Origin of the sequence: Streptomyces sp. NBC_01450 (genome assembly GCF_036227505.1) — a bacterium.
Classification (GTDB): Bacteria; Actinomycetota; Actinomycetes; order Streptomycetales; family Streptomycetaceae; genus Streptomyces.
In genome coordinates this window covers 5,932,834-5,953,456 of sequence record NZ_CP109480.1, presented here as the reverse complement: position 1 = coordinate 5,953,456, position 20,623 = coordinate 5,932,834, and the positions used below count along the sequence as shown (strand labels likewise).

Below are 20,623 nucleotides of genomic sequence, written 5' to 3'. Positions count from 1 at the left end.
TTATGGGGGTGCAGGAGTGTCAGCCTGCGCTCTGTTCCTCGGCGAGGATGCGATCCAGTGCCTCGTCGAGGTGGGCGTCGAAGTCGGCGAGGGAACGCTCCTGCCCCAGCGGCACCAGCTTGTCCGTGCGGTCGAGGAACGCCACGAGCGGCGCGGCACCGGACCGGAACAGCGCGTGGTCGCCACCCACCTGAAGCCGGATCAGCACCTCGCCGAACGCCTCCGGATCGGCGGGGGCGATGTGCACATCCCCGTCACCGCACGGCCGGCCCACGCCGTCGATCAGCAACTCCCGCCCGAACGCCCAGGTCACAGGCGCGTCGCCGGGCAAGTGGAAGGTCAGCCGCACGGCGTAGGGATCACGGGTCTCGTACCGAAGCTCCACCGGAATGCGGAAAGAGAGCTCCTCCGAGACGAGGAAGCTCATCATGACCTCTGCCTGTACCGACTCGCGCATCGCCTACCCCGTCGTTTGCCGTCGACTGGCCAGGAATCATCCCCCTGACTCTGGTGAAATATTGCTCAACGTGCACACGAGATCACAAGGAGTGAGTTTTCAGATGCTGATAGAGATCGCGAGTGTCCCCAGAAGTCTGTCGATCTCACATTGCAATTGTCGTGCCGCAGGTAGCAGTCGATCGGCCTGGTGAATAGGAAGAGAAATAGCCATTGTGGCGGCAGTTGCGCCGACCGTGAGGGGAAGGGCCGCGCAGACCGTGCCCAGCGCGTACTCCTGGCGCTCGATGACGGGCTCCATCCGCCCCGTCCGCTCCAGACGCCGCAGCAGGCCGGCGTTGTCACGTACCGTGTACGGAGTGATCGACTGCACAGGGTAGCGGTCGAGATGATCCCGACGGGCCTTCTCATCGAGCTGGGACAGCAGGCACTGGCCGACCGCATGGGCGTGGCCGGTCTCCCGGAAGTCCGCCCACTCCTCCACCGCCGGATTCCCCGGGGTGTCGGCGACGCACATGACCTCGATCTCGCCGTCACGGTAGACCGCGTAGTACACGGGCACACCGATCGAATCGCGCCACTGGGCGAGCGCCTCGCTCACCGTGCTGCGACGTTTCTGCTGCGCTCCGCTGCTGCCCAACCGCTCGGCGGCCTCACCGAGGAAGAACAGCCCCTTGTCACGGCACAGATAGCCCTCGTGGACCAGGGTCCGCAGCAGGTGGTACGCCGTCGGCAGCGCGAGACCTGCCTCCCGGGCGAGCTGCTTCGCCGGGGCGCCGTGCTGGCGCGCGGCAACGGCCTCCAGGAGACGCATCGCCCGCTGCACGGAGCCGATCAGCGTCGTGGGATGCGGCTCCGCCGACACGGCTTCCAGAGGAGGAGTGCGCGCATCGAGCAGGGGGGTGCGTGCCTCGACAGGTGAGGTGCGCGGTTGGGCTGGCGGGAGACGTGTCCCCGCCGAAGCGCTGGACCGCTGCAGGGGTGGGGCGGGTGATTGTGCGGGTGCGGTGTCAACCGTGGCCAAGGGGCACTCCCGAAGCACGAGGGGAACCGCCCGTGCGGGGAAACACGGGAGGGGGCTGTGCGCTGCCCGCGGGGAGTCGGCCCCGCGTCGAATTCCGGACTGTAACCGCCCATCACCGCATGCAGACGGCCTCGCCGGAAAACTTCCCTCGGCCGAGGGAACCTTGAGTTCCCTTTCCCTGCCTGCCCGTTACCCGTTGCTCACCCGGTGGTGTCTCACCAGTCGCTGCGCGACGACGAACTCGACATGAACTTCCGTACTACGTAGATCAATCCGCCGACGAGGGCGACGAAGATCAGGACCTTGAAAAGCAGGCCGATCAACACACTGAGCACGCTGACTATCACCGTGCCGAACACGACCAGAGCGATGACCGGCACCGCGATCCACTTCACCCACCACGGCATCCCGCCGAAGATCTCTCGCATCGCCCTTGTCCTTAGCCTCTCTACGCCCGTGGCCCCAAGTCCGGGACTCTGATTCCGGGTTCTGTGACGTCCTGCATCCGATGCTAGGGCCGTGAGGCGGCCGACGGGGACCCTGCACCCCTTGTCCTCCCCTGACCGTTCCCCTAGGGAACCCTGAGGCCCCCGTCAGCTCTCGGGCGGAGAGAACACCACCAGAACCCGCAGGTCCTCGGTGATGTGGTGGAACTTGTGGGCGACCCCCGCGGGCACGTACACGACGCTGCCCCGTGCGACCTGGGTGGTCTCCAGGCCGACCGTGATCGAAGCGCGGCCGCTCACGACGAAGTACACCTCGTCCTGCTGGTGCGGCTTCTGCGGGTCGGGCGCGCCCGCGTCGAGCGCGTACAGGCCGACCGACATGTTCCGTTCGCGCAGAAACTGCAGGTAGGCACCGTCGTTGGCGGCGCGTTCCGCCTCCAGTTCGTCCAGCCGGAATGCCTTCATCGCCCTCGTCCGCTCCTGTGCTCCGAAAGCTGTGTCCACAGCCTTGCTCGCCCGTCGATCTCTTCTGCCACGATCAGACACATGAAGAATTTCGTAGTCAAGACGATCGCCAACGCGGGGGCCCTGGCCGTCGCGGTGTGGCTGCTCGACAAGATCACCCTGACAGGGACCAGCACCGGCAAGAAGGTCGGCACGCTGCTGCTGGTCGCCCTGGTCTTCGGTCTGGTGAACTTCCTGGTCAAGCCGGTGGTGAAGGTGCTGACCTTCCCCCTCTTCATTCTGACACTCGGCCTGATCACCCTCGTGGTCAACGCCCTGATGCTGCTGCTCACCTCTTGGCTGGCCGACAAGCTCGACCTCAGTTTCCATGTGGAGGGCTTCTGGACCGCCGTGGTGGGCGGCCTGATCATCTCGGTCGTGTCCTGGGCGCTCAATGTCGTGCTGCCCGACGGCGAGGACTGAGGGTCTCCGATGTCCTATCGCGTCTGTTTTGTCTGTACCGGCAACATCTGCCGCTCGCCGATGGCCGAGTCCGTCTTCCGTGCCCGCATAGAAGAGGCCGGACTCGACGGCCTGGTAGAGATCGACAGCGCGGGCACGGGCGGCTGGCACGAGGGCGACGGTGCGGACTCGCGCACCGTCGCCGTCCTGGAGGCGGCGGGCTACGAGAGCGGCCATACCGCCCGACAGTTCCACGCCTCGTGGTTCTCCCGCCTCGACCTCGTCATCGCCCTCGACTCCGGCCACCTCAAGGCCCTGCGCCGGCTCGCACCCACTCCCGAGAACGCGGCGAAGGTCCGGCTGCTGCGGTCGTACGACCCCGCCGCGGGCGACGACCTGGACGTTCCCGATCCGTATTACGGACTCATGGACGGCTTCGAGGAGTGTCTTGAGATGGTGGAGACGGCGAGCCACGGACTGCTCGCCGCAGTACAGCAAGAACTGGAGGGACGGGCGACATGACGTCAGGGGATTTCGTCACGGGAAGCGGCGACGGCACGCGAGCGGTACGGGCGGGGCTGCCCGACCCCGTCAAGTACGAGCCGACGCTTCCGGGCCCGGTCTTCGCCGCGCACTTCCATCTGCCGGGCGATCCGACCGGCCCGTACACCTACGGTCGTGACGAGAACCCGACCTGGACGCTCCTGGAGCGCGCCATCGGCGAGCTGGAGGCGCCCGGGCGGGACGGTGTCACGACGCTCGCCTTCCCCTCCGGGATGGCCGCCATCTCGGCGGTGCTCTTCTCCCAGCTGAAGGCAGGCGACGTGGTCGTCCTGCCCGCCGACGGCTACCAGGTGCTGCCACTGGTGCGCGAGCAGCTCACCGCGTACGGCATCGAGGTACGCACCGCCCCGACCGGCGGCGACGCCCAGCTCGACGTGCTCGACGGCGCGAAGCTGCTGTGGATCGAGACCCCGTCGAACCCGGGGCTCGACGTCTGTGACGTACGACGGCTCGTCGCCGCGGCCCACGCCCAGGGCACCCTCGTCGCCGTCGACAACACCCTGGCGACCCCGCTCGGGCAACGCCCGCTGGAGCTGGGCGCCGACTTCTCGGTCGCCAGCGGCACCAAGATGCTCACCGGGCACGGCGACATCCTCCTCGGATACGTCACCGCCCTCGACGCCGACCTGATGGCGCCCGTCCGGCGCTGGCGGAAGATCGTCGGAGCGATCCCCGGGCCCATGGAGGCCTGGCTGGCGCACCGCTCCCTCGCCACGCTCCAGCTGCGCGCCGACCGGCAGAACGCGAACGCCCTGGCGATCGCCGAGGCGCTGCGCGGCCGGCCCGAGGTGACCGGGCTGCGCTATCCGGGACTGCCCGACGACCCCTCGCACAAGATCGCCTCGCAGCAGATGCGGCGCTTCGGGTGCGTGGTTTCCTTCACGCTGCCCACACGCGTGCGTGCCGACCGTTTCCTCGACACGCTGCGTCTGGTGGACGACGCGACGAGCTTCGGCGGGGTGCGGTCCACCGCCGAGCGGCGCGGCCGGTGGGGCGGCGACGCGGTGCCGGAGGGCTTCATCCGCTTCTCTGCCGGCGCCGAGGATCCCGAGGACCTGGTGGCGGACGTACTGCGCGCGCTCGACGAATCCGCGGAGTGAGCCGCTCCTGAACGACCGGTGAGTATGCTGCGCCGTGCATCCAGGCTGTCGGCTTAGTACCTCGCTACGTACAACGGACGGTCCGAGCCTCCCCCCTCGTGGCTCGGACCGTCCCGGTTCTGTGCGCGAAGAACCGCGCGAACAAGGCTAGTTGACTCTGTGTCAGTGTCCAATCACAGTAGCGACAGCGACCTATCGACTTATTTATAGTTTGGGCTCGGCCGGAGGTGCTGGGAGGGGAGGGGCACCATGGATTTGGCCCTGCTGCGCACATTTGTGACCGTGCACCGGGCCGGTTCCTTCACTCGCGCCGCCGCGCTGCTCGGCCTCTCGCAGCCTGCCGTCACCTCACAGATCCGCACGCTGGAGCGGCAGTTGGGGCGACCGCTCTTTCTGCGCCAGGCCCGCGGAGTGACGCCCACGACGATCGGTGACGAGCTCGCCCACAAGGCCGCGCCGCATCTCGACGCTCTGGTGGAGATCGCCGAGACCGGACTCGACGAGGACTCGTCGCTGCGCACCCTGCATCTGGCCGGGCCACCGGAGTTCACCGCCGAGCGGGCACTGCCCGCACTGACGGAGCTGACGGGCGAGGACGGCATGGGCTTCGCGCTGCGTGCCTCCTTCGGGAACGCCGAGGAAACGCTGGAAGGACTCGCCGCCGGACATCATGATCTGGCCATCACCACGGCCCGGCCCCGCGGCACCCTGCTCACCGCGACTCCGCTCTGCGACGAGGAGCATGTACTGGTCGCCGCCCCGCGCTGGGCCGCCCGCATAGGTGCCGGGAAGCTCCGCCGCAAGGGCTCGCCGGCACTGGAGAACTTCCCCGTGGTCGAGGTGCACGAGTCGCTGCCGCTCGTCGCCCGCTACTGGGCGTCCGTCTTCGACTCCCACCCCGCCGCCTCGGGCACCGTCGTCGTCCCCGATCTGCGTGCCGTGCTCGCCTGCGCCGCCACGGGTGCGGGCCTCGCGGTGCTGCCCCGGTATCTGTGTGCCGAAGCTCTGGAGCGGGGTGACGTGGTCGCGCTGCTCGACCCGGCGGTGCCTCCGCTGCGTACCTACTTCCTGGTGGTCCGCACCGGCACGCTGGCCATGCCGCACATCGCACGGGCGCACGACTGGCTGCTGCACGCCGCGGCCGACTGGTCCTGAGGCTCCCCGCCTCCCGAACGCCCTGAGCCTCTCAGGGCGCGCTCTGAGGCCTTCCTGAGCCTCCTAGGGGGCCTTCTGAGCCCTTCCTGAGGTCCTGGGGGCTCCGCGATGTTTCACGTGGAACCAGCCGGGCCACATTTCTCCCATGACCGTCCGACCCGTGGTCAAGCGCACCGCCCGCGCCATCCTGCTCGATGGCAACGACCTGATCTTGATCAAGCGCACCAAACCCGGCGTCGATCCCTACTGGCTCACACCGGGTGGCGGGGTCGAACCGGAAGACACGACTGTCGTCGACGCACTCCATCGTGAGGTGCACGAGGAACTCGGCGCCAAGATCATCGATGTGGTGCCCTGCTTCGTCGACACCGTCGAGCACATCGGTGATGACGGCGGCGCGACCGGCGTGAAGGTGCAGCACTTCTTCGTCTGCCGTCTGGAGTCCATGGATCCGGACCAGCGGCACGGCCCCGAGATGGACGAGCCGTGCGGCGAGTACGAGATCGTGCGGGTCCCGTTCACCCGGGTCGGGATCGCTTCCGTCCACCTCGTGCCGCTCTCCCTGCGGCACTATCTCGACGGGAACATCGAGGGCGTACGGGCGATGCACGCACCGGACCTGGGCTGAGGGACTTCGGGCGGGGGTCACGGCCCCCTCGGCCGGGTGGGCCCGGTCAGTCCCCGGCCGCGACGAGTTCCTCGACCGAGTCGTGGCGTATGCGGTCCGACGGGATGCCCGCGTCCCTCAGGGCGTCCACCCCGCTGCGGATCATGCCGGGCGGCCCCGAGAGGTAGGCGTCGTACTCGTTCCACGGCCCGTACTCGCGTACGGCGTCGGGCAACTGCAGATGCGCCTGCTGGTCGACGACCGGGCGCACGGCAAGCCATGGGTGGGTCTGCTGCAGCCGCAGCATCGTGTCGATGTCGTACAGGTCGTGATCGGTGCGGGCACCGTAGAAGACCTCGACCGGGCGCCTCTCCCCGTGCTCTGCGACATCCTCGACCAACGCCTTGATGGGCGCGATACCCGTGCCGCCGCCGAGGCAGAGCAGTCCGTTGGCGGTGGTGTGGTCGACGGTCATCGATCCGGCCGGCGGGCCGAGCCGGATGATGTCGCCGGGACGGGCGCGGTGCACCAGCGCGTTGGAAACCCAGCCCGCCGGAACCGCCTTCACGTGGAACGACAGCAGTCCGTCGGACCGGGGCGCCGAGGCGAAGGAGTAGTGCCGCCAAATCCGCGGCCACCACGGTGTTTCCAAGCTCGTGTACTGCCCGGCGAGGAACGGGTACGGCTGGTCGGGGCGGACGGTGATGACGGCGATGTCCGGCGTCCTGAGATCGTGCGCGACGACCTCGGCGTACCACCAGGCCGGGGCGCGCAGCTCGTCCGAGGCCGCCGCGTCGATCATCACCTGGGAGATCGTCGTGTACGCACGAACCCAGGCCGCCTCGGTCTCGGCGTCCCAGATCGCCGAGGCAAACCGGCTGAGTGAGCCGATGAGGCACTCACCGACGGCCGGGTAGTGCTCGGGGCGGGTGCCGTACTTGCGGTGTCCACGGCCGAGGTTCTGCAAGTAGTCGACGAGAACCGGGGTGTTGTCGATGTGTTCGGCGGCGGTCAGCAGCGCCTTGAGCAGTCGGTCCCGCTGGGTGTCCATCGCCGCGGGGAACAGCGGCCTCAGATCCGGGTGGCGCACGAAGAGCAGCGCGTAGAAGTAGGAGGTGACCTTGTCGGCGACGGGGCCGACTTCGGCCATGGTCCGGCGGATGAGCACGGCGTCCGGAGACGGCTGCGGAGTGGGGGCGGGCCTCTGGGCGGACAACCTCGGCTCCGGGCCGGGGTTGGACTGCTCACGTCCAGGGTCCGTCCGCTCTCGCTCGAACACGGACTGCTCCGGGCCGGTGTCGGACTGCGCGGAGCCGTGGTCGGGCCAGGCCGGACCCGACAACGGCCGAGCGGAATCGTGTGCGGGCTCCGGCTCGGGACGTGGAGCCTCAGTGGGTGCGGCCCGGTGAGAGGTCGGCTCTGCCTCCACGGCGGAGGATATTCGTTCCTGCTCCGTCGTTCCCCGACCCGCGACGGGTCGGCCGACCGGGCGCATCGCCGCCAGACGGCGGCCGTCGGCCGGCTCCCGCTCCCCACCCGACGGCAGTGGTTCCTTGCGGGGCGTGAACCAGCCGCCTCCGCCATTGCCTCCGGAAGTGCCGTTGTCGGCCGACGTGGTGGTCGGAGCGTCCATGGTGTGCCTCGCCTCGAACATCTTTCGGTCGGTCTACGCACTTCCGCGGTCGGAAGATGCCTGCTTTCCCCGTAGACGACTTGCTTTCCTGCCCCGTTCAGTCCCCACCGGCCGATGCGGCCACATTCAACCCGGATTCCCGCTCTCTACGGACAAGTAAGGTGAGAATGTGACATTGGCCGCACTGCTCTCACCGCAGCATCCCACTCCGAGTCAACACCCGACCGCATAACGGAAAATGCGGTTCTTCGATCTCCCCGTCCCGTTACGCTGCATTGGCCTGCGTTCGCACCCCACCGGATGTGCGTACATCACGGCGGACGCGAACCGGAGTCGACCATACCGGCAGCTGCCCCACGCACAAGTACCCCCTTCCTTCCGCCCGAAGATGCGGCACCCCACTCTCAACTGCCCTAATTAGAGGTCGCGTCGGACCAATTCATAGGCATCCCACAGGTCCCGCCCCACGTAGGAGTGCGTGGCAAGGCCCGCCAGATGGCGATCCGCATTGACCGCGACGGATACCGGCACCGTCTCGAACAGATCCTTGTCGGACAGCGAGTCGCCATAGGCGACACAATCGGCCCGCATCACCCCGAACTCTTCACAGAGCCGGTCCGTGATCTGCACCTTTGCCGCGGCGCTGAGAATGCCCGCGAGATCAACGGGCTCACTGAAGGGCAGAGCGGGAAAGCGGGAACCGTATGCCGCATGCGCACCCCATGCCGTCAGTCGCTCGACGAAGAACGAGGGCGAGAGCGAGACGACGGCACAGTAGTCCCCGTTGCCCCTGATCTCCGCCCAGACGTCCTCGATACCGGACAGCCACGGCGCACCCTCAAAGGCCGCCGCCACATGTTCCTCCCTGAGATCCGCCCACAAGGCGTGCACCTGTGTGGCGTACTCCGGCGGGCCGATCCGCCCTGCCGAGATCGCTTGCTCAAGCGCAACGGTCTCGGCCTCCAGACCGATCTGCCGTGAGATCTCCAAGGGCGCCGAACTCCCGAACAACAGTGTTCCGTCAAGGTCGAAGAGGTGAAGTCGTGGCATGGAAGCCGAGGCTAAGCCCTGTCGGGCCAGGCGCTCTCCGCCGTTTCACGTGAAACATCTGTCCACACGCTGTGGGAAACGACGCTGTCCGCACGCTGCGCCTATGGCGTGACATGGCCAAAAGCACATAGGTCCCTGGGTAAACAAGTGGACGTCAGGGGGGTGTGTCAGACAGCCTGACCTGCGTGTCGACACCTTCCCCTGCTGTTCTGCCCATCCGCAGGCTGACGCTTCGCGATCTCACTGCCTGCGCCGATTTGTCAGAGGACCGGGGGTGGCCCCGCGAGGAACACAAGTGGGGTCTGCTCCTCACGGCCGGGACGGGCTACGGCATCGACGACCCCGACGGCGGTCTCGTCACCGCCTGCGTCGTGACCGAGTACGGAACGCCGCAGAGACTCGAACTGGGCGCGATCGGCATGATGCTGGTCGCCGAGCGCCATGCCCGCCAGGGTGTCGGCCGACGCCTGATGCGGCACGTCGTGGCGGAGATGGGCACCACTCCGCTGACCCTGCACGCGACTCCCTATGGCCGACCGCTCTACGAGGAGCTGGGCTTCAAGGTCACAGGCCGTGCGGAGATGGTCCGTGGACACTTCGTCCCTGGTGGGCCGGAACCGAAGGCGGCCACACGCCCTGCCGGCGCCGAGGACCTCCCCACGATCCTTCGGCTCGACGCGGAGGTCTTCGGCTCCGACCGCACTCATGTGATCACGCGGTTGCCCGCCTTCTCCGACCAGCTGCACGTCGCCGTGGAGAACGGCCGGATCATCGGCTACGCGGCGGCCTGGCCCAACATGCACACCCATGTGGTGGGTCCCCTGATCGCCCGTGACACGGAGACAGCGAAAGCGCTCATCACCTCGCTCGCCGCCCACACCGACCGACCGCTGCGCACCGACATCGACGTACGACACGAAGAGCTGCTGTTCTGGGCGAAGGAGCACGGCCTCGAGTCCGTGAGCTTCAACGCAGTGATGACACACGGGATCTCGGAGTTGCCCGGGGACTGGACGCGACGCTTCGCTCCGCTCACGGTGGCAGCGGGCTGAGAGCCGCCAGGGTGCAGTCGCATCCATCATGCAGAAACTCGTTCACCACGTACAGAAGCGCCGGCCCCCCATGTTTGTGGGAGACCGGCGCTTGTTCTACGGGGGTGCGGTCAGACGAGCGTCTCCACCGCCGCGACGGCGAAGCCGTGGTCCTGGTCGGGCGCTCCGCCGCCGACCCCGATCGCACCGATCAGACGGCCGTCGCGGCGGACCGGAACACCGCCCGCGATGAACAGGAGCGGACGGTCCAGCGCGGTGGGCAGGGTGTGGAAGAGGCCGCCGGGCTGGACGGCGTCGACCAGTTCCCTGGTGGCGGAGTCCAGCTGAAGGGCCGTGTAGGCCTTGCGTGTGCTGGTCTCGCCGGAAATCAGGACGGCGCGGTCGTCGCGCCGGAAGGCGAGCAGATGGCCGCCCGCGTCGAGGACGGTGACGCTGACCGTGACTCCGGCGGCCTCGGCGGCACGGCGGGCCGCGGAGACGAGAACCTCGGCGTCCTGGATGGTCAGCGGGGCAACGGCGGTGGTGGTCATGAGGGACTTTCTCCTTGATGTGCTGTTCGGCCGTGGCCGATCTGGGTGCTGGCCTCAGCCATAGGAGTGGCTGCTGCTCAGTGGCTCAGTGGCTCAGTGGTGGACGGTGGTCCGTTGCTCGACGGGCGCGCTCACGGCGGCGACGGTGGCACCGGCTCGGCGCTCCAGAGCTGCCGAGATGACGGCGAGGACCAGAGCTCCCGCGGAAAGGACCGCGCCGACCCAGTTGGGGGCGGTGTAGCCCAGGCCGGCTGCGATGACGAGACCACCGAGCCAGGCCGAGAGGGCGTTGCCGAGGTTGAAGGCACCGATGTTCACGGCCGAGGCAAGGGTCGGGGCACCGTGCGCCTGGTCGAGGACGCGCTTCTGCAGCGGCGGCACGGTCGCGAACCCGAGAGCCCCGATCAGCGCGATCGTGAGGGCCGCCAGGATCTTGTTGTGCGCGGTCAGGGTGAACAGGGCGAGCACGACAGCGAGACCGCCCAGGGACACGTACAACATCGGCATCAGCGCGCGGTCGGCGAACCTGCCGCCGATGAGGTTCCCGCCGACCATGCCGAGGCCGAAGAGGACCAGCAGCCAGGTGACGGAGGTGTCGGCGAAGCCGGTGACATGCGTCATCATCGGCGCGATGTAGGTGATGGCCGCGAAGACACCTCCGAAGCCGAGCACGGTCATCGCCATGGCGAGTAGGACCTGGACGTTCTTGAAGGCGGCAAGCTCGTGACGGAGATGTACGCCCTCGGGCTTCGGCATCTCGGGGACCAGCTTGACGATGCCGAGCAGACCGATCACTCCGAGCGCCGCGACTCCGGCGAAGGTGACCCGCCACCCCGCGGACTGCCCGATCAACGTGCCCAGGGGGACGCCGATCACATTGGCGATGGTGAGTCCGCTGAACATCATGGCGATCGCACCGGCCTTCTTCTCCGGCGCGACAAGCTCGGCGGCCACGACCGATCCGATACCGAAGAAGGCGCCGTGGGCGAGCGAGGCGACGATGCGGCCCACCAGCATCAGCCCGAAGGCCGGGGCGACGGCGGAGAGCAGGTTGCCGACGACGAACAGCCCCATCAGCAGCATCAGCATCCGCTTGCGGGACACCTTCGTGCCGAGCGCGGTCATGATCGGGGCGCCGATCACCACTCCGAGGGCATAGCCGGTCACCAGCAGTCCGGCCGTGGGGATGGAGACACCGAAGTCACCGGCGACCTCGGGCAGTACACCCATGATCACGAACTCGGTGGTTCCGATCCCAAAGGCCCCGATCGCGAGGGCCAGAAGCGCGAGAGGCATGGTGGGGACACCTTCCCAAACGATTGCAGGAGCGCTTTGCGTGCGTTCACAATAGTTGCACACGCGGGCTATGCGCAACAGCGGACTATTGCGTTCGTGCTCTACCCTGGTGTCAGCCGCTCCGGGACGGAGGAACACGCCATGACAGCCACGGACCCCGCACTCACCGCCCTTGCCCAGGGATGGTGCGCCCTCTCTCTGCTGCACGGGAGGATCGAGGCCCACATCGAGCGCGCCCTGCAGGCCAAGCACGACCTCAGCGTGCGGGAGTACTCCCTGCTCGACGTGCTCAGCCGACAGCACGACGGCGAGGGTGGCCACCTGCAGATGAAGCAGGTCGCGGACGCGGTCGTACTCAGCCAGAGCGCCACCACACGGCTCGTCACCCGGCTCGAGGACCGCGGACTGCTCTCCCGCTATCTGTGCCCGACCGACCGCCGCGGCATCTACACGAACGTCAGCGAGGCCGGCCTCAAGCTCCTCGAAGAGGCCCGGCCCACCAATGACACCGCCCTGCGCGAGGCACTCGACGAAGCGGCCAAGGTCCCCGAACTGGCCCCGCTGGTCCGCGTCGTGGAGTCGGCGAGCGTTCCTGTCTAGCCGTACCCCCACCGGACACCCACACAGCCCGTACAGGTGTCTGGATACGCTGTGGTCATGGGAGATCTTGAGTTTCGACCGGCCACCTCGGGTGACGTCCCCGCCATCGTCGCGATGCTCGCCGATGATCCGCTCGGCGCTCAGCGGGAGTCACCCGACGACCTGACTCCCTACCTGACCGCGCTCGAGCGGTTGAGCGCCGACCCGAATCAGCACCTGGTGGTCGCGGTGCGCGAGGGACGCGTCGTCGGCACCCTGCAGCTCACGGTCATTCCCGGACTGTCCCGCAAGGGTTCCACCCGCTCCCTCATCGAGGGCGTACGCATCCACTCCGACGAACGCGGCAGCGGCCTCGGCACCCTGTTCATCGAGTGGGCGATCGAGGAATCCCGGCGCCAGGGATGCCAGTTGGTCGAGCTGACCTCCGACGCCACCCGTACCGACGCCCACCGCTTCTACGAGCGGCTCGGCTTCACGGCCTCACACGTGGGTTTCAAGCTGGCGCTCTGAGTCACGCGTGTACGTCGGGGGTCTGTTTCACGTGAAACAGACCCCCGCTGCATAACTGGGGCTACCGAATCCCTCGCCAGCCCTCGGGATCCACTCCACCCGGCACGGGAGCGCCCTCGTCGTACGGCTGACGCGTGAAGACGAACGAGCCGAGGTCGAGGTGGCTCAGGGACCCGTCCGGGCGCCGTACGGCCCGTAGCGGCTCCCCCCTGTAGTAGCCGTCGAGTCCTGTCCAGGTCCCGTCGCTGTTCGCCCGGAAGCGCGACCCGCGGCCACCGCCCGCCAGCGGGCCCAACTCGACCATGCCGTCGGCCCTCAGACGAAGCGCGCACGCCTGGGTACCCCAGTACCAAGGGCCGACCAGCTCCAGGACGGACTGGTCGGCCTCGGAGGCCGGACGCCAAGGCTCGGGAATCCGTGGCTCAGCCTCGGCGACGATCCGTACGAGATCGGTGGCCACGGTCAGCGTCGGTGGACCGGAGGTGCAGTTGGACAGCACCACCGCCGCCACATCGTCCTCCACGCCGATCGCGAGGCCCGCGATGAAGCCGGGCAGGGAGCCCGAGTGCCCCACCAGGATCCGGCCCGATCGGTACATCACCTGCAGTCCCAGCCCGTAAGAGTCTCCCGAAGCGAGCCGTTCGGCTTCCAAGGGGGACGCGGGCGTACGCATCTCCCCCAGGGACTCCGCGCTGAGTACCGCCGCGTCCCCCTTGGCCAGGAAGACGGCGAAGCGCGCCAAGTCTCCCGTGGTGGACCACAATTGACCGGCCGGAGCCATGCGGCCGAGGTCCTCGGCGGGCTCCGGCATCATGACGTCCGCCCAGGGATGCACGGCCCAGCCGCCCGCGTGGGGTGCCTGCGGCTGCCCGCTCGTACGGCGCAGGCCCAGCGGTTCGAGCACCTCGCGTCGTAGGGCCTCTTCCCAGGGGACTCCCCGCAGTTCCTCGATCAGTGCACCCAGCAGGGTGTAGCCGGGGTTCGAGTAGTGGTACTGCCGCCCGGCCGGATGCAGGAAGGGCTGCTCACCGAGCACATCGGAGAGCTCGGGGCGCAGCGAACCGGGTGTGCGTTCCCACCAGAGGCCGGGCGTCTCGGCCGCCAGCCCGGCGGTGTGCGCGAGGAGTTGGGCGATGGTGGCCTCCCCCGCGCCTGTGTCCGGCAGATGCTTCTCGAGCGGGTCGCCCAGGTCGAGCAGTCCCTCGTCGCGCAGCCGCAGCACCAGCACGGCCGTGAAGGTCTTGGTGATCGAACCGATCCGGTACTGCACGTTCTCGTCCGGTCCGTGTCCGTCCACCGAGGTGCGCGAACCGTGCCACACCGGCTCCCCGCCCCGAACGACCGCCGCGACCAGCGACGGCGTCCGCCCTTCGGCCTGAGCGGTGGCGATGCGGTGCAACAGGGCCCGGCGCGTGCCGGGAAGGAGCTTTTCCTGGGGTGTCGTCATGCCCACAGTCCACCCGGCCCGGCACCGCACGTCGAGTGCATTTCCCCGGGGACCGGGCGCATGTCGGCTGCCGGACGCCGAGCTGGGAAGGGCCAGGTCGACTCCGTCGAGCACGAGCTTGTCGCCGTAGGCGGTGCCGGCGTCTAGTGAGGCGGATACTCCGCGGGCGACGTCGCCGACGGGCAACTGGACGGATCCGGAGCTGCCGAGCCACGTTCAGATCGCGAATGGACAGCCGTCTTGACAGTCACAGCCAGGGTGCCCGCGCCGGTCCCCGTCCGTCAGAAAGCGGCCCGCTACAAGCGATGGATCAGGTCTGTGCCATGTCCACGAAGCGCGAGTAGTGGCCCTGGAAGGCCACCGTGATCGTGGCCGTCGGGCCGTTACGGTGCTTGCCGACGATGATGTCCGCCTCGCCCGCGCGCGGTGACTCCTTCTCGTAGGCGTCCTCACGGTGCAGCAGGATCACCATGTCCGCGTCCTGCTCGATCGATCCGGATTCACGCAGGTCGGAGACCATGGGCTTCTTGTCCGTGCGCTGTTCGGGACCACGGTTGAGCTGCGACAGCGCGATCACCGGCAGCTCCAGCTCCTTGGCCAGCAGCTTCAGGTTTCGCGACATGTCGGAGACCTCCTGCTGTCGGCTCTCGGACCGCTTGCCGCCCGACTGCATCAGCTGGAGATAGTCGATGACGACGAGCTTCAGATCGGCGCGCTGCTTGAGGCGCCTGCACTTGGCACGGATCTCCATCATGGACAGGTTCGGGGAGTCGTCGATGTAGAGCGGCGCGGCCGAGACGTCCGGCATCCGGCGGGCGAGACGCGTCCAGTCCTCGTCGGTCATCGTGCCGGATCGCATGTGGTGCAGAGCCACGCGCGCTTCGGCGGACAGCAGGCGCATCGCGATCTCGTTGCGCCCCATTTCGAGCGAGAAGATCACGCTCGGCATGTTGTGCTTGATCGAACAGGCCCGCGCGAAGTCCAGCGCCAGCGTCGACTTACCCATGGCGGGTCGAGCCGCGATGATGATCATCTGGCCCGGGTGCAGACCGTTCGTGAGCGAGTCGAGGTCGGTGAAGCCGGTCGGCACGCCGGTCATCTCCCCCGACCGTGAACCGATCGCCTCGATCTCGTCGAGTGCGCCCTCCATGATGTCGCCGAGCGGCAGGTAGTCCTCGGTGGTGCGCTGCTCGGTGACCGCGTAGATCTCGGCCTGGGCGGTGTTGACGATCTCGTCGACGTCGCCGTCGGCCGCGTATCCCATCTGTGTGATGCGTGTGCCGGCCTCGACCAGGCGGCGCAGGACCGCGCGCTCATGGACGATCTCCGCGTAGTACTCGGCGTTCGCCGCCGTGGGGACCGTCTGAACGAGGGTGTGCAGATACGAGGCACCACCGACCTTGGTGATCTCACCCCGCTTGGTCAGCTCGGCGGCGACCGTGATCGGGTCGGCCGGCTCGCCCTTCGCGTACAGATCGAGGATCGCGGTGTAGATCGTCTCGTGCGCGGGCCGGTAGAAGTCGTGGCCCTTGATGACCTCGACGACGTCCGCGATGGCGTCCTTGGACAGGAGCATGCCACCGAGCACCGACTGCTCGGCGTCGAGGTCCTGGGGAGGTACCCGCTCGAAGGACGAACCTCCGCCCTCCCACGCCCCGCTTTCCCGGTCGCGGTCATGCTGTTCGTCGCGGCCCCGGCCACCCTCGCGGCCTCGGCGGGAAGCGGGCAGACGATCACTGGGACCGCTGTCGGCCCACGGGTCGTCCAAGGGCTCGGAAATACTCACCGAGCCACCTCCTCCCGTCCGCCGAGCGGACCTAACCGTGCCCCTCATTTCTACGGCACGGCACTGACAAATAAGAGGCCCAACTCCGGTTCAGCCGCGTCGGTTTTGCGAGGTTTCCGAGGGCAGAAGAGAGAGCGGGCGACGCACCACGTTAGGCCCGCGGGCACCGTCAGCCAATCTGGTTATCCACAGGCCATGTGGACGACGGCCCGGATGCTGTGGAGAACTCCACAAAACCTGTGCACGACCCGGTGGACAGGCCTGTGAACAAGCCCTCAACCACTCAACGGAGACCGCTCTGACCTGCTCGTTTACCATCCACTGGCTGTGCAGAAGAAAAACTTTCCCAGCGGGACCAAGATCGCTGCAAACAGTGCGTGACGACACGCCCGACGGGAGCCTGGGTAATGGTCACTATCACTTTGCATCTCTTACCTGTGGAAGATTAGATTGGTGCCCATGACACAGGCTCCCCCGACACCCGAGGCCGCCCGACGCCGGCACGACCGAGAGATCGTCGCGCTGGCCGTTCCGGCCTTCGGCGCACTCGTCGCGGAGCCCCTCTTCGTGATGGCCGACAGCGCCATCGTCGGACACCTCGGCACCGCGCAACTGGCCGGCCTCGGTGTCGCTTCCGCCCTTCTCACGACCGCCGTCAGCGTCTTCGTCTTCCTCGCCTACGCCACCACCGCGGCCGTCGCCCGTCGGGTCGGCGCCGGTGATCTACGGGCCGCGATACGGCAGGGCATGGACGGCATCTGGCTCGCGCTGCTGCTCGGCGCGGCCGTCATAGCCGCCGTCCTGCCCGCGGCGCCCGCCCTGGTGGAACTTTTCGGCGCCTCGCACACCGCGGCCCCGTACGCGACGACCTATCTGCGTATCTCCTCGCTCGGCATCCCCGCGATGCTCATCGTGCTCGCGTCCACCGGTGTCCTGCGTGGACTGCAGGACACGAAGACCCCCCTCTATGTCGCCGTCGGAGGCTTCGTCGCCAACGCCGCGCTCAACGTGGGCCTTGTGTACGGCGCCGGACTGGGTATCGCCGGCTCCGCCTGGGGCACCGTCATCGCCCAGTTCGGTATGGCCGCGGTGTATCTCTTCGTCGTCGTCCGCGGAGCCCGGAAGCACGGGGCCTCGCTACGACCGGACGCCGCCGGGATACGAGCCTGCGCTCAGGCCGGTGCGCCCCTGCTCGTGCGTACGTTGTCGCTGAGGGCGATCCTCATGATCGCCACGGCCGTCGCCGCACGACTCGGGGACGCCGACATGGCCGCACACCAGATCATCCTGTCGCTGTGGAGTCTGCTCGCCTTCGCGCTCGACGCGATCGCCATCGCCGGACAGGCCATCATCGGACGCTATCTCGGCGCGAACGACGCTCAAGCTGCCCGCGAGGCCTGCCGCCGCATGATCCAGTGGGGCATCGCTTCCGGCTTCGTCCTCGGCCTGGTGGTACTCGCCGCCCGCCCGATCTTCCTTCCCCTGTTCACCAGCGACTCGGCCGTCCAGAACACGGCGCTTCCCGCCCTGGTTCTGGTGGCCGTCTCACAACCGATCAGCGGCGTCGTCTTCGTCCTGGACGGAGTCCTGATGGGCGCAGGAGACGGTCGCTACCTGGCGTGGGCCATGCTGCTCACCCTGGCGGTCTTCACTCCCGTCGCGCTGCTGGTCCCCACCCTCGGGGGCGGGCTCACCGCACTCTGGGGAGCGATGACGCTGATGATGACAGTGAGGATGCTGACCCTGTGGCTGCGCTCCCGCTCGGGACGCTGGATCGTCACGGGCGCAACACGCTGAACCAGCACTCCGGCCATTTCACGTGAAACCCCCTGTTTCACGTGAAACGAAGAGCCACTCACTCCCTACCGAACGAAGAAGGGCCGCACCCCAACGGGTACGGCCCTTCTCTCAGCTATGCCGAGCGCAGCGGTCAGGCCGCGACGACCTCGATGTTGACCTTGGCGGCAACCTCGGGGTGCAGACGCACGGACGTCTCGTGGGCGCCCAGGGTCTTGATCGGCGAACCCAGCTCGATGCGGCGCTTGTCGACCTCGGGGCCACCGGAAGCCTTGATCGCCGAAGCGATGTCGGCCGGGGTGACGGAACCGAAGAGACGACCGGCGTCGCCGGAGCGAACGGCCAGACGGACCTTCACGCCCTCGAGGCGGGCCTTGATCTCGTTGGCCTGCTCGATGGTCGCGATCTCGTGGATCTTGCGAGCACGACGGATCTGCTCGACGTCCTTCTCGCCACCCTTGGTCCAGCGGATCGCAAAGTTCCGCGGGATCAGGTAGTTGCGAGCGTAACCGTCCTTGACGTCGACGACGTCGCCCGCGGCACCGAGGCCGGAGACCTCGTGGGTGAGGATGATCTTCATTAGTCGGTCACCCTTCCCTTATCGCGCGGTGGAGGTGTAGGGCAGCAGCGCCATCTCACGGCTGTTCTTCACGGCCGTGGCGACGTCACGCTGGTGCTGCGTGCAGTTGCCGGTCACGCGGCGGGCACGGATCTTGCCGCGGTCGGAAATGAACTTCCGCAGCATGTTCGTGTCCTTGTAGTCCACGTACGTGACCTTGTCCTTGCAGAAAGCGCAGACCTTCTTCTTCGGCTTGCGCACAGGCGGCTTCGCCATGGTGTATCTCCTGTGTGATCAAGAAGTGGGGGTACGGCCCACCCTCGGCCCGGGGGCCTAGAAGGGGGGCTCGTCCGAGTAGCCGCCGCCAGAGCCGCCAGAGCCGCCGGAGCCGCCGGAGTTTCCACCCCAGCCGCCACCGCCGCCGCCCTGGTTGCCACCGGCAGGTGCGCTGGTCGCCCAGGGGTCGTCCGCGGGAGCTCCGCCGCCGCCCTGCTGGCCGCCGCCGGAGCCTCCGCCCCAGCCGCCGCCCTGCTGGCCGCCGCCGCCACCGCCGCCGTAACCGCCCTGGCCGCCTCGACCGGTGGTCTTGGTGACCTTGGCCGTGGCGTTCTTCAGGCTGGCGCCGACTTCCTCGACGTCCAGCTCGTAGACCGTGCGCTTGACGCCCTCACGGTCCTCGTAGGACCGCTGCTTCAGCCGGCCCTGCACGATGACGCGCATGCCTCGCTGGAGCGACTCGGCGACGTTCTCCGCCGCCTGACGCCAGACCGAGCAGGTCAGGAACAGGCTCTCGCCGTCCTTCCACTCATTGGTCTGACGGTCGAAGGTGCGGGGGGTGGACGCGACACGGAACTTCGCGACCGCCGCACCGGAAGGGGTGAAGCGCAGCTCGGGGTCGTCGACAAGATTGCCGACGACCGTGATGACGGTCTCGCCTGCCATGGGGGAACCTCTCGGCGGGTTTGCTGCTGGCTGCTAGTGCTGCTACTCGATGCCCGAGATCAGCTGAGCTGCAGAGCTCAGTGGGTCTCGGGACGGAGGACCTTGGTCCGGAGGACCGACTCGTTCAGGTTCATCTGGCGGTCGAGCTCCTTGACGACCGCAGGCTCGGCCTGCAGGTCGATGACCGAGTAGATGCCCTCGGGCTTCTTCTTGATCTCGTACGCGAGACGACGACGGCCCCAGGTGTCGACCTTCTCGACCTTTCCGTTGCCCTCACGGACGACGGAGAGGAAGTTCTCGATCAGCGGGGAGACAGCTCGCTCCTCGAGATCGGGGTCGAGGATGACCATCACCTCGTAGTGACGCATGTGAAACCCACCTCCTTTGGACTCAACGGCCACGGCGGTTCCGTGGCAGGAGGGTTGTGATGCGTTCGCAACGGTATCCGCCGCCACTGACAAGGGGGATCCGTTCGATGTACCGAGTGATCGGTGAACCGAAGGGGAATACCTGTCGTGACCTGGCCTAGGCCTGGGCAGACACCGGTGCAGAGGGTAAAGAGTACCCGCACACCCGCTTCCGGTTGAAATCCGGCCGGGGTCACCGTCAATCTGTACACATCGGGTGTGTATGGCGCTACCATGCGCCGCCTTCCGCAGGAGGTGCCTTATGGCACAGACGCGACCCACCGTTGCCGGCTCTCTGCTCGCGACGGACAACAAACCCCACCCCCTCCAAGACACGCTGCTCGCGGTGACTCTGGTGCTCGGAGTCACGGCCCTCGTCACCGCGGCCTTCAACAGCCTGCATCTCGTCAGCTCGTGGGCAGGCCTGATCGGGATCGTCACCGGCGCCTCCGGGCAGTTCATCTCGGAGACGACCCGGGAGCGCTTCGGACTGGTCCTGGGTCTCGGCGCCTCGGCCATCGGCTTCTTCCTCGGCATGGCGCACGGCGGCCTCTTCGGCGGAATCATCGGCTGAGACAGCCGAGCCCGTTCCGCGGGCCGGGCAGCCGGACACCATCCGGTCCGGGCGGCAGGAGACATCACCTCCTGCCGCCGCAGCCGGACACATCACCTCAGAACGTCCCGACCACGCTCCGGTCGGGACGCGGGTTCCGTCCGGCCAGTCGGGGCGCTCCCAGGGCGCAGTAGGCTTCGGCG

At 67.8% G+C, this 20,623-nt stretch carries 24 protein-coding genes; 10 read left to right on the top strand and 14 right to left on the bottom strand.

Annotated elements, in window-relative coordinates:
• Nucleotides 1–19: 19 nt before the first annotated feature.
• From OG568_RS26505 to OG568_RS26490, 4 genes are all read right to left on the bottom strand, one after another.
• A complete protein-coding gene (locus tag OG568_RS26505) occupies nt 20–457 on the bottom strand; it encodes an SsgA family sporulation/cell division regulator (protein WP_266432731.1) in 438 nt (145 codons plus the stop codon).
• A gap of 99 nt (nt 458–556) precedes the next feature.
• Nucleotides 557–1,321: an IclR family transcriptional regulator gene (locus OG568_RS26500; protein WP_329533364.1), complete on the bottom strand. Its 765-nt coding sequence runs from the start codon at nt 1,319–1,321 to the stop codon at nt 557–559.
• A 374-nt stretch (nt 1,322–1,695) separates the two neighbouring features.
• Nucleotides 1,696–1,908 carry a DUF5326 family protein gene (locus OG568_RS26495; RefSeq protein WP_054236469.1) on the bottom strand — a complete coding sequence of 71 codons (213 nt, stop codon included), beginning with the start codon at nt 1,906–1,908 and terminating at the stop codon, nt 1,696–1,698.
• Nucleotides 1,909–2,073: 165 nt separating this feature from the next.
• The gene (locus OG568_RS26490; RefSeq protein ID WP_095853716.1) at nt 2,074–2,391 is read right to left on the bottom strand and encodes a cupin domain-containing protein; all 318 of its coding nucleotides are present in this window, start codon (nt 2,389–2,391) and stop codon (nt 2,074–2,076) included.
• A gap of 81 nt (nt 2,392–2,472) precedes the next feature.
• Here OG568_RS26490 and OG568_RS26485 point away from each other — a divergent pair, with 81 nt between their 5' ends.
• The 5 genes from OG568_RS26485 (at nt 2,473) to OG568_RS26465 (ending at nt 6,279) form a co-directional block, all read left to right on the top strand.
• Nucleotides 2,473–2,853: a phage holin family protein gene (locus OG568_RS26485; RefSeq protein ID WP_266432723.1), complete on the top strand. Its 381-nt coding sequence runs from the start codon at nt 2,473–2,475 to the stop codon at nt 2,851–2,853.
• A 9-nt stretch (nt 2,854–2,862) separates the two neighbouring features.
• On the top strand, nt 2,863–3,354 hold the full coding sequence (locus OG568_RS26480; RefSeq protein WP_329533363.1) for a low molecular weight protein-tyrosine-phosphatase: 492 nt from the start codon (nt 2,863–2,865) through the stop codon (nt 3,352–3,354).
• Complete coding sequence (locus tag OG568_RS26475; RefSeq protein ID WP_329533362.1) at nt 3,351–4,496, top strand: cystathionine gamma-lyase; 1,146 nt, start codon at nt 3,351–3,353, stop codon at nt 4,494–4,496. Before OG568_RS26480 ends, OG568_RS26475 begins: the two co-directional genes overlap by 4 nt.
• Before the next feature lie 249 nt (nt 4,497–4,745).
• Nucleotides 4,746–5,651, top strand: a complete 906-nt coding sequence (locus OG568_RS26470; RefSeq protein WP_266583820.1) for a LysR family transcriptional regulator — start codon at nt 4,746–4,748, stop codon at nt 5,649–5,651.
• Nucleotides 5,652–5,796: 145 nt separating this feature from the next.
• The gene (locus tag OG568_RS26465; protein ID WP_266432712.1) at nt 5,797–6,279 is read left to right on the top strand and encodes an NUDIX domain-containing protein; all 483 of its coding nucleotides are present in this window, start codon (nt 5,797–5,799) and stop codon (nt 6,277–6,279) included.
• Nucleotides 6,280–6,325: 46 nt separating this feature from the next.
• Here OG568_RS26465 and OG568_RS26460 read toward each other — a convergent pair whose 3' ends face one another.
• The gene (locus OG568_RS26460) at nt 6,326–7,912 is read right to left on the bottom strand and encodes a globin domain-containing protein (protein ID WP_266583822.1); all 1,587 of its coding nucleotides are present in this window, start codon (nt 7,910–7,912) and stop codon (nt 6,326–6,328) included.
• Between the two features lie 396 nt (nt 7,913–8,308).
• Complete coding sequence (locus tag OG568_RS26455; protein WP_266432706.1) at nt 8,309–8,941, bottom strand: HAD family hydrolase; 633 nt, start codon at nt 8,939–8,941, stop codon at nt 8,309–8,311.
• A gap of 185 nt (nt 8,942–9,126) precedes the next feature.
• On the opposite strand from OG568_RS26455, the gene OG568_RS26450 reads away from it, so the two are divergent.
• Nucleotides 9,127–9,993, top strand: coding sequence for a GNAT family N-acetyltransferase (locus tag OG568_RS26450; RefSeq protein WP_329533361.1), 867 nt, complete (start codon nt 9,127–9,129; stop codon nt 9,991–9,993).
• A gap of 110 nt (nt 9,994–10,103) precedes the next feature.
• On the opposite strand, the gene OG568_RS26445 is transcribed toward OG568_RS26450, so the two are convergent.
• Both OG568_RS26445 and OG568_RS26440 read right to left on the bottom strand, forming a co-directional pair.
• Nucleotides 10,104–10,523 carry a GlcG/HbpS family heme-binding protein gene (locus OG568_RS26445; RefSeq protein WP_329533360.1) on the bottom strand — a complete coding sequence of 140 codons (420 nt, stop codon included), beginning with the start codon at nt 10,521–10,523 and terminating at the stop codon, nt 10,104–10,106.
• A 93-nt stretch (nt 10,524–10,616) separates the two neighbouring features.
• Nucleotides 10,617–11,819: an MFS transporter gene (locus OG568_RS26440; RefSeq protein WP_329533359.1), complete on the bottom strand. Its 1,203-nt coding sequence runs from the start codon at nt 11,817–11,819 to the stop codon at nt 10,617–10,619.
• A gap of 141 nt (nt 11,820–11,960) precedes the next feature.
• Here OG568_RS26440 and OG568_RS26435 point away from each other — a divergent pair, with 141 nt between their 5' ends.
• On the top strand, nt 11,961–12,419 hold the full coding sequence (locus OG568_RS26435; RefSeq protein ID WP_266626377.1) for a MarR family winged helix-turn-helix transcriptional regulator: 459 nt from the start codon (nt 11,961–11,963) through the stop codon (nt 12,417–12,419).
• A 57-nt stretch (nt 12,420–12,476) separates the two neighbouring features.
• Nucleotides 12,477–12,929: a GNAT family N-acetyltransferase gene (locus tag OG568_RS26430; RefSeq protein ID WP_266583834.1), complete on the top strand. Its 453-nt coding sequence runs from the start codon at nt 12,477–12,479 to the stop codon at nt 12,927–12,929.
• Between the two features lie 61 nt (nt 12,930–12,990).
• Here OG568_RS26430 and OG568_RS26425 read toward each other — a convergent pair whose 3' ends face one another.
• Nucleotides 12,991–14,376: a serine hydrolase domain-containing protein gene (locus OG568_RS26425; protein WP_329533358.1), complete on the bottom strand. Its 1,386-nt coding sequence runs from the start codon at nt 14,374–14,376 to the stop codon at nt 12,991–12,993.
• 310 nt (nt 14,377–14,686) lie between these two features.
• A complete protein-coding gene (dnaB, locus tag OG568_RS26420) occupies nt 14,687–16,162 on the bottom strand; it encodes a replicative DNA helicase (RefSeq protein ID WP_266432692.1) in 1,476 nt (491 codons plus the stop codon).
• A gap of 459 nt (nt 16,163–16,621) precedes the next feature.
• Here dnaB and OG568_RS26415 point away from each other — a divergent pair, with 459 nt between their 5' ends.
• A complete protein-coding gene (locus OG568_RS26415) occupies nt 16,622–17,959 on the top strand; it encodes an MATE family efflux transporter (protein ID WP_329533357.1) in 1,338 nt (445 codons plus the stop codon).
• Nucleotides 17,960–18,092: 133 nt separating this feature from the next.
• Here OG568_RS26415 and rplI read toward each other — a convergent pair whose 3' ends face one another.
• The 4 genes from rplI to rpsF all read right to left on the bottom strand — a co-directional run bounded on the left by rplI (nt 18,093) and on the right by rpsF (nt 19,828).
• Nucleotides 18,093–18,539, bottom strand: a complete 447-nt coding sequence (gene rplI, locus OG568_RS26410) for a 50S ribosomal protein L9 (protein ID WP_054236454.1) — start codon at nt 18,537–18,539, stop codon at nt 18,093–18,095.
• 18 nt (nt 18,540–18,557) lie between these two features.
• Nucleotides 18,558–18,794 (bottom strand): 30S ribosomal protein S18, encoded by a 237-nt coding sequence (gene rpsR, locus OG568_RS26405; RefSeq protein WP_003949403.1) that lies wholly within the window; start codon nt 18,792–18,794, stop codon nt 18,558–18,560.
• Nucleotides 18,795–18,851: 57 nt separating this feature from the next.
• A complete protein-coding gene (locus OG568_RS26400) occupies nt 18,852–19,460 on the bottom strand; it encodes a single-stranded DNA-binding protein (protein ID WP_329533356.1) in 609 nt (202 codons plus the stop codon).
• 77 nt (nt 19,461–19,537) lie between these two features.
• Nucleotides 19,538–19,828 carry a 30S ribosomal protein S6 gene (gene rpsF / locus OG568_RS26395; protein ID WP_004950685.1) on the bottom strand — a complete coding sequence of 97 codons (291 nt, stop codon included), beginning with the start codon at nt 19,826–19,828 and terminating at the stop codon, nt 19,538–19,540.
• A 301-nt stretch (nt 19,829–20,129) separates the two neighbouring features.
• On the opposite strand from rpsF, the gene OG568_RS26390 reads away from it, so the two are divergent.
• Complete coding sequence (locus OG568_RS26390; protein WP_329533355.1) at nt 20,130–20,441, top strand: hypothetical protein; 312 nt, start codon at nt 20,130–20,132, stop codon at nt 20,439–20,441.
• Nucleotides 20,442–20,623 lie beyond the last annotated feature (182 nt).

Coding starts and splice junctions, on each gene's coding strand:
- OG568_RS26505 (WP_266432731.1), bottom strand. CDS start 457: ATGCGCGAGTCGGTACAGGCAGAGGTCATGATGAGCTTCCTCGTCTCG.
- OG568_RS26495 (WP_054236469.1), bottom strand. CDS start 1,908: ATGCGAGAGATCTTCGGCGGGATGCCGTGGTGGGTGAAGTGGATCGCG.
- OG568_RS26490 (WP_095853716.1), bottom strand. CDS start 2,391: ATGAAGGCATTCCGGCTGGACGAACTGGAGGCGGAACGCGCCGCCAAC.
- OG568_RS26485 (WP_266432723.1), top strand. CDS start 2,473: ATGAAGAATTTCGTAGTCAAGACGATCGCCAACGCGGGGGCCCTGGCC.
- OG568_RS26480 (WP_329533363.1), top strand. CDS start 2,863: ATGTCCTATCGCGTCTGTTTTGTCTGTACCGGCAACATCTGCCGCTCG.
- OG568_RS26475 (WP_329533362.1), top strand. CDS start 3,351: ATGACGTCAGGGGATTTCGTCACGGGAAGCGGCGACGGCACGCGAGCG.
- OG568_RS26470 (WP_266583820.1), top strand. CDS start 4,746: ATGGATTTGGCCCTGCTGCGCACATTTGTGACCGTGCACCGGGCCGGT.
- OG568_RS26465 (WP_266432712.1), top strand. CDS start 5,797: ATGACCGTCCGACCCGTGGTCAAGCGCACCGCCCGCGCCATCCTGCTC.
- OG568_RS26460 (WP_266583822.1), bottom strand. CDS start 7,912: ATGTTCGAGGCGAGGCACACCATGGACGCTCCGACCACCACGTCGGCC.
- OG568_RS26455 (WP_266432706.1), bottom strand. CDS start 8,941: ATGCCACGACTTCACCTCTTCGACCTTGACGGAACACTGTTGTTCGGG.
- OG568_RS26445 (WP_329533360.1), bottom strand. CDS start 10,523: ATGACCACCACCGCCGTTGCCCCGCTGACCATCCAGGACGCCGAGGTT.
- OG568_RS26440 (WP_329533359.1), bottom strand. CDS start 11,819: ATGCCTCTCGCGCTTCTGGCCCTCGCGATCGGGGCCTTTGGGATCGGA.
- OG568_RS26435 (WP_266626377.1), top strand. CDS start 11,961: ATGACAGCCACGGACCCCGCACTCACCGCCCTTGCCCAGGGATGGTGC.
- OG568_RS26430 (WP_266583834.1), top strand. CDS start 12,477: ATGGGAGATCTTGAGTTTCGACCGGCCACCTCGGGTGACGTCCCCGCC.
- OG568_RS26425 (WP_329533358.1), bottom strand. CDS start 14,376: ATGACGACACCCCAGGAAAAGCTCCTTCCCGGCACGCGCCGGGCCCTG.
- OG568_RS26415 (WP_329533357.1), top strand. CDS start 16,622: ATGACACAGGCTCCCCCGACACCCGAGGCCGCCCGACGCCGGCACGAC.
- rplI (WP_054236454.1), bottom strand. CDS start 18,539: ATGAAGATCATCCTCACCCACGAGGTCTCCGGCCTCGGTGCCGCGGGC.
- rpsR (WP_003949403.1), bottom strand. CDS start 18,794: ATGGCGAAGCCGCCTGTGCGCAAGCCGAAGAAGAAGGTCTGCGCTTTC.
- OG568_RS26400 (WP_329533356.1), bottom strand. CDS start 19,460: ATGGCAGGCGAGACCGTCATCACGGTCGTCGGCAATCTTGTCGACGAC.
- rpsF (WP_004950685.1), bottom strand. CDS start 19,828: ATGCGTCACTACGAGGTGATGGTCATCCTCGACCCCGATCTCGAGGAG.
- OG568_RS26390 (WP_329533355.1), top strand. CDS start 20,130: ATGGCACAGACGCGACCCACCGTTGCCGGCTCTCTGCTCGCGACGGAC.